Genomic DNA, 8,616 nt, shown 5'->3' with positions numbered 1-8,616 from the left:
CTGATTCATTACCGTTTCCTCCCTTGATTAATTGTAAAAGTTCCAACTCTTGAGGATTATAAGATTGTAGCCAATTCCACACTAGTAGGGTTAGCAATCCTTCGCTAATTGCTAAAGGAACTTGAGTAATGGCAAAAATTCCAGTAAACTTGATAAATGAGGCCATAAAGCCACCAACTGGTGCGGGAAAAGCCAGCGCAAGTTGTATAGAGGTAATTACATAGGTCAATAAATCTGCGATCGCAGCTGACAAGAAGATGGCAATTTTCTCTTTACCACTAATTTTAATTGTCAAATTGTATATCCAATATGCAGCAAAAGGTCCAGCTATGGCCATGGAAAAAGCATTGGCCCCCAAAGTAGTTAATCCACCATGTGCTAGCAGCAAGGATTGAAATAATAGTACCAAGCTACCCAGGACTGACATTGTTAAAGGACCAAATAGTACTGCACCCAATCCAGTACCAGTAGGATGGGAGGAGCTACCCGTAACTGAGGGGATTTTTAATGCTGACAGCACAAAAGCGAAAGCACCAGCTAAACCCAGTAGTAGTTTCAGCTGGGGGTTGGCCTGAGTAGTGCGAGTTAGACTGCGTAACCCAAGAATAAAAAAGGGTAATGCTACCACCCACCAAAAAACTGCCCACCCTACTGGTAGGAAACCTTCCATAATGTGCATGGCGTAGGCGGGCTTTGGCACACTAACTAATATACAAAAACTGATAATTGCTATTAGGGTGGGATTGAATAAACCCCGTTTTACTCTCACAATCTTTACCTCGCAAACTTTGTCCGCCTTTTTGGCAATTGCTGTTGACAAGCAAATCTTACCTTAACTATACTGTTTAAGTCAACAAACATTGTGGGTCGAACAATGTACGAATATCAGTAAGTAAATTATTAGCTACCATTGGATATAACAAAATCACTTTACCAAGCTTGCAACCCCAATAAAACGCTAAATAGTAATAATCCTGAAGATAAACAACGGTATATTGACTTCTCTCCAGTTCGTGGACTGGAAATAATTAACGAACTAAAACGGACTATTACACGACTTTCCCCAGATTCACCAACCTGTCAACTGTTTACCGGACATATCGGGGTGGGTAAGTCTACTGAGTTAATGCGTCTAAAATCAGAACTGGAAACTGAATTTTTTCATGTAGTATATTTTGAATCTAGTCAGAGTTTGGATTTAGGAGATGTTGACGTTACTGACATTTTATTAGCAATAGCTAAAGAAGTAAGTCACAGTTTAGAAGTTACACAAATTAACGTCAAATCTGGATTTTTTCAGAATCTATTTAAGGATGTGATTGAGTTCTTACAAACACCCCTGGATATTGATTTTGAGGCGGAATTATCTGTTGGTATAGCGAAAATCACTGCTAAAACCAAGGAAAGTCCCAAACTACGTGATCAGCTCAGACAGTATTTAGAACCTCGCACCGCTAGTATTTTACAATCCATCAACAGAGAATTACTAGTCCCTGCTCAAGAGGAGTTAAAAAAGCAGGGTAAGTCAGGTTTAGTAGTAATTATTGATAATTTAGACAGGATAGATAATAGTCCTAAAGCTAATGGTCAATATCAACCAGAATATCTGTTTGTTGAAAGAGGTGAACAGTTAAAAGCTTTAAGCTGTCACATTGTGTACACTATTCCTTTAGTGCTGATATTTTCCAATGCTTTGGGTAGATTAATTAATCGCTTTGGAGTAGATCCTAAAGTGTTGCCAATGATATCTGTTAAACAAAGAAATGGTGAATACTACTCAGCAGCTATGACTCTTCTACAACAAATGATTATGGTCAGAGCTTTTCCCAGTGTGAATTGGCAACAAAGTCCAGAGAAATTGGCCTTGACCACTAAGATTTTTGATAGTCCTAGAACCTTTGATCGTCTTTGTCAGGTTAGTGGTGGTCACTTACGTAGTCTTTTGAAGTTGTTGTTTCGTTGTTTACAATCACAGGATGTACCAATTTCTCGTCTATGTTTAGAAAACACCATTAAAGAACAGTGTAATCTATTAAGTTTAGCTATTACATCTGATGAATGGGAACTATTGCGAAAAGTATGGAAAACAAAAACATACAGAGGGGAAGAACAGTATGATATTTTGCTGCGCAGTTTGTTTGTTTTTGAATATCGAGATGACCAAGGTTCTTGGTTTGATATCAATCCAATCTTATTAGAATCCACCGAATTTCCTAGGGATTATGATTATAAGGATTAGTATCATGAATAATTTGGAGAATGTTGCTAATGATAACCATGATGCAATTAGGAGTATATTGAGGGCTATTAACTTTTCCCAAGGTCAGTTTTCTCTCATCTTTTTGCACTGTAATTGTGTTAGATTGCACCAAAAAATAGCAGTAAAATTGCGTAGTAGTTATTGTACAAAAATTGAGGAGATCAATCTATCCCCATCAGCTATGAGTCTTTATGACAACATATCAGCTACAATGGTGAATATACAACCCTATGCTGTGATGGTTTTTGGTTTAGATGCTGTTAAAAATCTGGACTCGATTTTACAAGTATCAAACCAAATTAGAGAGGAATTCAGCAAAAAATTTGCCTTTCCACTATTTATTTGGATAGATGATCAAGTACTTAGGAGAATTATTAGGATTGCACCAGATTTAGAAAGCTGGGGTACTATTATCGATATTGATAACTTTCTTAATTGAGCGCTAAGTGGGTGGGTGGAGTTAAATATAAGATGAGAGTAGGTTGGGTTGAAGTATGAAACTCAACGCCCAGATGGGTAACCCATCCTACAAGTAATTGTCTGTCCCTACTTAATTATGATTAACTAATACGACAACCTGCACAAATAGTTGATATTAATCGTGGAACAATGCCATCATCACAAACAGTAATAAAATCAGCTCGTTTGCCAACTTCTAAACTACCTCGATCATGAAATAAATCAATTGCTTGTGCAGGATTACTGGTAAATAGTTCCATAGACTGATATAGTGGTTTACCAGTCTTTTTGGCAATGATAAACATGGCTTGTAATAAACTTTGAGGTACATAATCTGAAGAAATTACATCCACCAGGTCTAATAAGACCAAATCCATGGCCGACACATTTCCAGAATGAGAACCACCCAAAACCAGGTTAGGGGCACCCATTAAAACCTTTAATCCTAAACTGTGAGCTTTACTTGCAGCTTCTACAGTAGTAGGAAACTCCGCTAAAACTACTCCATCTTCTACCGCTTCTTGCACATGTTCTACTGTAGCATCGTCATGACTAGCTAGGGCAATTTTCCTTCCCCTGGCTAACTCAACTAGAAAATCACGGTTCTTCTTGCTATATAACTTGTGTCTTTCTTGTCTTGTTGTGATAAACTCTTCCATTTCTTGTGCTGTTACTCCATGTTTACCCATGTAGTATTCTTTGAATTTTTCTAGTTTGATAAACTGTCGCTGTCCCGGTGTATGATCCATAAGGGATATCATCAACAGCAAGGAGTTGTGAACATATTCCTCGGTAATTTGATAAACTTCTGGATAGGCTAATTCACAGCGTAAGTGAATATAATGGTCTACTAAAAATCTCTTATCTGCTTTCCCTTGGCAAAGGACATTGATCATCTGATCATAATTCTTTAAACGCGGTGATTTAGGATTAACATCACCAATGGCAATGGCATCACAAACTGTGGTTACTCCTGCACTGGCTAAGTCCCGGTCATGATAGATAGCTGCTGCTTCTAAAGGCCAGCGAATTCCTGGACGAGGAGACATACATCTTTCTAAATTGTCTGTATGTAGTTCAATCAACCCCGGTATGAGATATTTTCCTTCTCCGTTCTCTCCTTTATTTGTTATCCCCGGTTGAATATCAGCAATCTTGCCATTGCGTACTATAAGAGTACCTAAAATCTCTTCATCAGGAAGTAATAACCGATAGTTGGTATAAATCTGCTCATTCATGGACAAATAACTCCCTATCAAAAAGTTTTTTGGCTGTGTTTGTGTTGAGGTTTTGACCTTGATCCATGTTATGGAAAATGCCAATTAGGGCGCATCCTTTAATCTTGCGCTCTTCTAACAGTTCCATAACTATTTGGCAATTGTGAGTATCTAAGGCTGAAGTTGGTTCATCTAAAAGCAAAATAGGAAAGTTCACTACCAGTGCTCTAGCTATATTTACTCTCTGCTTTTCTCCTCCAGAAAATGTGGTGGGGGATAATTGCCATAAGCGTTCAGGTAAATGAAGACGATGAAATAATTCTTTTACCTTTGCTAAAGCTACCCTTCGTTCCTCCCCTAAATCTAATAACAGTTCCGCAGCTACTTCTATGGCGGGGACTCGGGGAATAACCCGCAAAAACTGACTGACATATCCAATGGTTTTTTGCCTCACTGCTAAAAGTTCATGGGGAGCAAGTTGACATAGATCAATCCAACTCCCTTCGTGTTTAACCCAAACCTCTCCATTGTTAGGTCTGTAATTACCATATATACATCTGATTAAAGTGGATTTACCAGAACCAGATGCACCAGATAGGACTAGGGATTCACCCTGATTTAATTGAAAGGAAACTCCCTTGATTACTGGTAAACTAACCCCTCCCTGTTGCTGAAGGATAAAGCTTTTGCTCAAATTGGCAACTTGTAAAATGGTTTCCGGAGATCGATAATTCATTGATGGGGTGTAAATACTCATGGTGTAAGAGCAGCACTCACTAATAGTTGGGTGTAGGGATGTTGAGGGTCATCTAACACTTGATCTGTTAATCCTGACTCCACTACTTTTCCTTGTTGCATTACTAGCAACCGATGAGCTAGTAGTCTGACTACCCCAATGTCATGAGTCACTAAAATTACACTCAGATTAAAATTCCTAACGAGCGATCGCAGCAGATCTAGCAATCGAGCTTGGACCGAAACATCCAGTCCACCAGTTGGCTCATCCATAAGAATCAACCGTGGTCTAGTTACTAACACCCTAGCCAATTGTAATCTTTGCTGCATACCACCTGAAAAAGTGGTGGGTAGATCATCCAAACGATCTGGATCAATCTCCACTTCTTGTAACCAGCGAATCGCTTCCTGACGAATTTGACCATAATTACGCATGCCAATATCCAACAGTCTTTCACCAATATTAGCTCCAGCACTTACCTGCATACGCAAACCATCCCTAGGATTTTGCTGAACAAAACCCCACTCAGTACGCATTAACCATCGGCGCTCATATTCCCCCAGTTCCCGAATTTTTAAATACCGCTCCTGACGATTTTTATAAATTATACTACCCTCATCCACCGTAATATAACGAGCGATCGCCCTGAGCAAAGTAGATTTACCAGAGCCCGACTCTCCCACAATGCCCAGAACCTGTCCCGGATAAAGATCAAAAGAAACACCATCACAAGCAGGAATCACCCCGAAGGATTTACTAAGATGGTCTACCTGTAATATAGGTTGTATGGATTGCATACCCGATTATTTTTTCCTCCGTTGCTGCTGACAGTAATCCGTATCCGAACAGATCCACATTCTGCCTCCACGATCATCAACAAGTACCTCATCCAGAAAACTTTCCGTAGAACCACATAACTCACAAGCATGGTTCCAACGCTCCACCCCGAAAGGGTAATCCTCAAAATCAAGACTTTTTACCCTAGAGTAAGGAGGCACAGCATAAATGCGCTTCTCTCGACCTGCTCCAAATAATTGAAGTGCGGGATTAAGATGCATTTTAGGATTATCAAAGCGTGGTATGGGGCTAGGACTCATTAGATAGCGGTCTTCCACGATTACAGGATAATCATATCCAGTAGCAATATAACCATATCTAGTAATATCCTCATAAAGCTTTATATAGATTGGTCCATACTCTTGCAAAGCGTGCATCTTACGACTTTCCACAGTAGAAGGTTCCAACCAGCGTAAAGGTTCAGGAATAGGAACTTGATAAACCAGAATCTGTCCTTCGCGTAGGGGGGTTTCCGGGATACGATGACGAGTTTGAATTAAAGTAGCTCGTCCAGTTTCCTCCGTAGTTTCCACAGCACAAACCTTGCGGAAAAAGCGGCGAATATTTACAGCATTAGTGGTGTCATCTGCTCCCTGGTCAATCACCTTTAGAACATCATTTTGACCAATAATCGCCGCTGTAACTTGAATTCCCCCAGTTCCCCATCCGTAAGACATAGGCATTTCTCTAGAAGAGAAAGGGATTTGATGTCCTGGAATAGCTACTGCTTTGAGCAGAGCCCGACGAATGGAACGTTTAGTTTGTTCATCAAGGTAGGCAAAGTTAAAACCTGAATTAAAATCTGGGTGTTTAGTTGATACTGACATTATGGGGATAAATCCTGTGATTTTTGTCGCATTTGACGAATTAGATTCAATTCCGCCTGAAAATCGATGTAGTGGGGTAATTTTAGATGCTGGACAAACCCTTGGGCTTCCACATTATCAGAATGGGAAAGAACAAACTCAATGTTTTGAGCTGGACTATCTACGGACTCCCCCAATTCACTGGCCCGCATTGCTCTGTCTACCAAAGCCATAGACATAGCTTTACGTTCATTGTATCCAAAGGTAAGTCCATAACCACGGGTAAATTGGGGAGGTACGTGTTTACTTCCCTTAAATTGATTCACCATCTGCACTTCCGTAATAGTAATGTCAGTAACAGAAATTTCAAAACCCAATTCCTCCGGAAATATAATTACCTCCACCTCTCCCATCCGAATTTCCCCTGCGAAGGGATGATTCTTACCGTAACCGCGCTGAGTAGAGTATGCTAGGGAAAGTAAAAACCCCTCATCCGCTCGTGCTAGATTTTGTAGTCTTGCATCCCTGTTCGCTGGAAAATTCAAAGGTTGACGAGTTAAATCAAAAGGTACTTGTGGTTGGGTTGCTCTTGGTTCGGACTGAATTAATCCCTCTTTGTCCAAAGTCTCCATAACTAGGGGAAAAGACTCTTGACTAACACTAGTTTCTGATGGTGGAGGAACTTGATTTTCTGCCAAAAGTTTAAAATCTAATAGCCGATGGATGTAATCAAAAGTGGGTCCTAAATTTTGTCCTCCGGGAATATCCTTAAAGATAGAAGAAATTCGTCTTTCAATTTGCATTACGCCAGTGTTTAAGGGTTGGGTGTAGTAGAAACGAGGTAGGGTAGTCCGATAGGCCCTAACTAAAAAAATTGCCTCCACTAGGTCGCCCCAAGATTGTTTGATAGCCAGTGCAGCCAATTCCCGGTCATATAAACTACCTTCACACATTACCCGCTCCACAGCCAAAGTCAACTGTTGTTCAATTTGCTCACTGGTGATTTCAGTAATATTTATATCACCCCGTCGTCTGCTGTGCAGTAATTTTTCCGCATTTTCGATTGCCTGCTCGCCACCTTTAACCGCAACGTATGGCATATTTTTCCTCCAGCTTCCATTGATTTAATTCGATTAATCTTACCTTAATTTTACTTATCCCTCCCCCCTTACCATAGTAAAAAAATTAACCTTAGTAGCAGCAGTTTGTCGTTGTTTCCTGTCTTGTTGTTTAGCTAATGATTGTTGGATGGGTAAAATCACAGTGGTTTGAACCTGATCATGCCATAGAGTGGTTTGCAGCAAAGCATCACACAAAGCTGCCAATTCCGCATGACGTTGGGAACGCCCCCCAATATAACCAAATCCACTGATGGGCAAACCATCCACCATATCTTCTAACTGAACCACGCAACGAGTCATGGTCATATCTCCCAGGTTAAAAGCTTCACCTGTGGCCCCAGCACGACCTTGAACCATCACCAAACCAATTTCTGGATTGCGCAAAAAGGTATAATTAGGTAAATCATGGAACTTACTGACCAGAGACTCTATTAAATCCTCTAACTGTTGTAATTCAGCCCTAGCTAGGATTGACATCCAACCTTGTCTTTCCGGAATAGTAAACATACTTAGATATTGCCTGTTTTTTTGCCAACAATTATGACCGGGGCACTAATTCCACAAAATAGCTCAACTCTGGTGTAGAAAGGTGAGGAACCTTAGCTTGGTCATCATAAATTCTTAGTTTTACCGCATCTGGAGCAAAAGGTAAACGAATAAACTCCTCTGCTTCTTGAGGAGAAAAAATGCCGCCTTGCAGTTGTAAACTGCGTTGAGAAGCAGGAGAAAGACCTTGCCAATATTGGGAATCAACCGCACAAAGATAACGTTTAGCCACAACATGTAATCTAATGGGTTCTGTTACCTCTAGACTAAAAATTTGACCAAGAAAGGGAATAGCCCGATATTCGTGTTTATCATCTACACCTTGTGCAGCAGGATCATCTCCTAAATTATGAATTAAATGTCCTAAATCGTGAAGTAAACAGGCGGTAATTAACTCCCTAGTCTCACCAGCTTGCAGAGCTAAATTAGCAGTTTGGAGTGCATGTTCTAACTGGGTAACTGCTTCTGCTCCGTACATTTTTGACCCTTTGTGGTCGAATAAATGACAAATTTCGTCAATGGTAAATTTCATGGTTTTTTGAGAGGATAGTGGACAACTTGTTTTCCCAATACGTAAACAGATACAATAGCAGAGAGTAGAGCTATCTATGTTGTTTAATATCTGGTTGAACTA

General features: G+C 40.1%; 10 protein-coding genes. 2 read left to right on the top strand and 8 right to left on the bottom strand.

All coding sequences use genetic code 11. The features are described from left to right. Window positions 1-820 (bottom strand): energy-coupling factor ABC transporter permease (locus ASL19_RS13450; RefSeq protein WP_057178730.1); only part of this gene is annotated, 820 nt, incomplete at its 3' end. 90 nt (window positions 821-910) lie between these two features. On the opposite strand from ASL19_RS13450, the gene ASL19_RS13445 reads away from it, so the two are divergent. Next, window positions 911-2,239: an ATP-binding protein gene (locus ASL19_RS13445; RefSeq protein WP_057178729.1), complete on the top strand. Its 1,329-nt coding sequence runs from the start codon at window positions 911-913 to the stop codon at window positions 2,237-2,239. 4 nt (window positions 2,240-2,243) lie between these two features. After that, window positions 2,244-2,699 (top strand): hypothetical protein, encoded by a 456-nt coding sequence (locus ASL19_RS13440; protein WP_057178728.1) that lies wholly within the window; start codon window positions 2,244-2,246, stop codon window positions 2,697-2,699. 121 nt (window positions 2,700-2,820) lie between these two features. On the opposite strand, the gene phnM is transcribed toward ASL19_RS13440, so the two are convergent. Genes phnM through ASL19_RS13405 form a run of 7 tightly spaced genes read right to left on the bottom strand, consistent with a single transcriptional unit; the run spans window position 2,821 to window position 8,514 of the window. Next, window positions 2,821-3,957, bottom strand: a complete 1,137-nt coding sequence (gene phnM / locus ASL19_RS13435; RefSeq protein WP_006277720.1) for a phosphonate metabolism protein PhnM — start codon at window positions 3,955-3,957, stop codon at window positions 2,821-2,823. Further along, on the bottom strand, window positions 3,950-4,693 hold the full coding sequence (phnL, locus tag ASL19_RS13430) for a phosphonate C-P lyase system protein PhnL (protein ID WP_057178727.1): 744 nt from the start codon (window positions 4,691-4,693) through the stop codon (window positions 3,950-3,952). Before phnL ends, phnM begins: the two co-directional genes overlap by 8 nt. Further along, complete coding sequence (phnK, locus tag ASL19_RS13425) at window positions 4,690-5,469, bottom strand: phosphonate C-P lyase system protein PhnK (RefSeq protein ID WP_057178726.1); 780 nt, start codon at window positions 5,467-5,469, stop codon at window positions 4,690-4,692. The genes phnL and phnK overlap by 4 nt, the downstream gene beginning before the upstream one ends. A gap of 6 nt (window positions 5,470-5,475) precedes the next feature. Further along, window positions 5,476-6,336 (bottom strand): alpha-D-ribose 1-methylphosphonate 5-phosphate C-P-lyase PhnJ, encoded by an 861-nt coding sequence (locus ASL19_RS13420; RefSeq protein ID WP_057178725.1) that lies wholly within the window; start codon window positions 6,334-6,336, stop codon window positions 5,476-5,478. Then, window positions 6,336-7,415, bottom strand: a complete 1,080-nt coding sequence (locus tag ASL19_RS13415; protein WP_057178724.1) for a carbon-phosphorus lyase complex subunit PhnI — start codon at window positions 7,413-7,415, stop codon at window positions 6,336-6,338. The genes ASL19_RS13420 and ASL19_RS13415 overlap by 1 nt, the downstream gene beginning before the upstream one ends. Window positions 7,416-7,469: 54 nt before the next feature. Further along, complete coding sequence (gene phnG, locus ASL19_RS13410) at window positions 7,470-7,943, bottom strand: phosphonate C-P lyase system protein PhnG (protein ID WP_057178723.1); 474 nt, start codon at window positions 7,941-7,943, stop codon at window positions 7,470-7,472. A 31-nt stretch (window positions 7,944-7,974) separates the two neighbouring features. Beyond that, window positions 7,975-8,514, bottom strand: a complete 540-nt coding sequence (locus ASL19_RS13405) for a phosphonate degradation HD-domain oxygenase (protein WP_057178722.1) — start codon at window positions 8,512-8,514, stop codon at window positions 7,975-7,977. Between the last annotated feature and the right edge of the window lie 102 nt (window positions 8,515-8,616).

This window comes from Cylindrospermopsis sp. CR12 (assembly GCF_001432185.1).
GTDB lineage: Bacteria > Cyanobacteriota > Cyanobacteriia > Cyanobacteriales > Nostocaceae > Raphidiopsis > Raphidiopsis raciborskii.
This window is presented reverse-complemented; position numbering and strand designations above follow the sequence as displayed.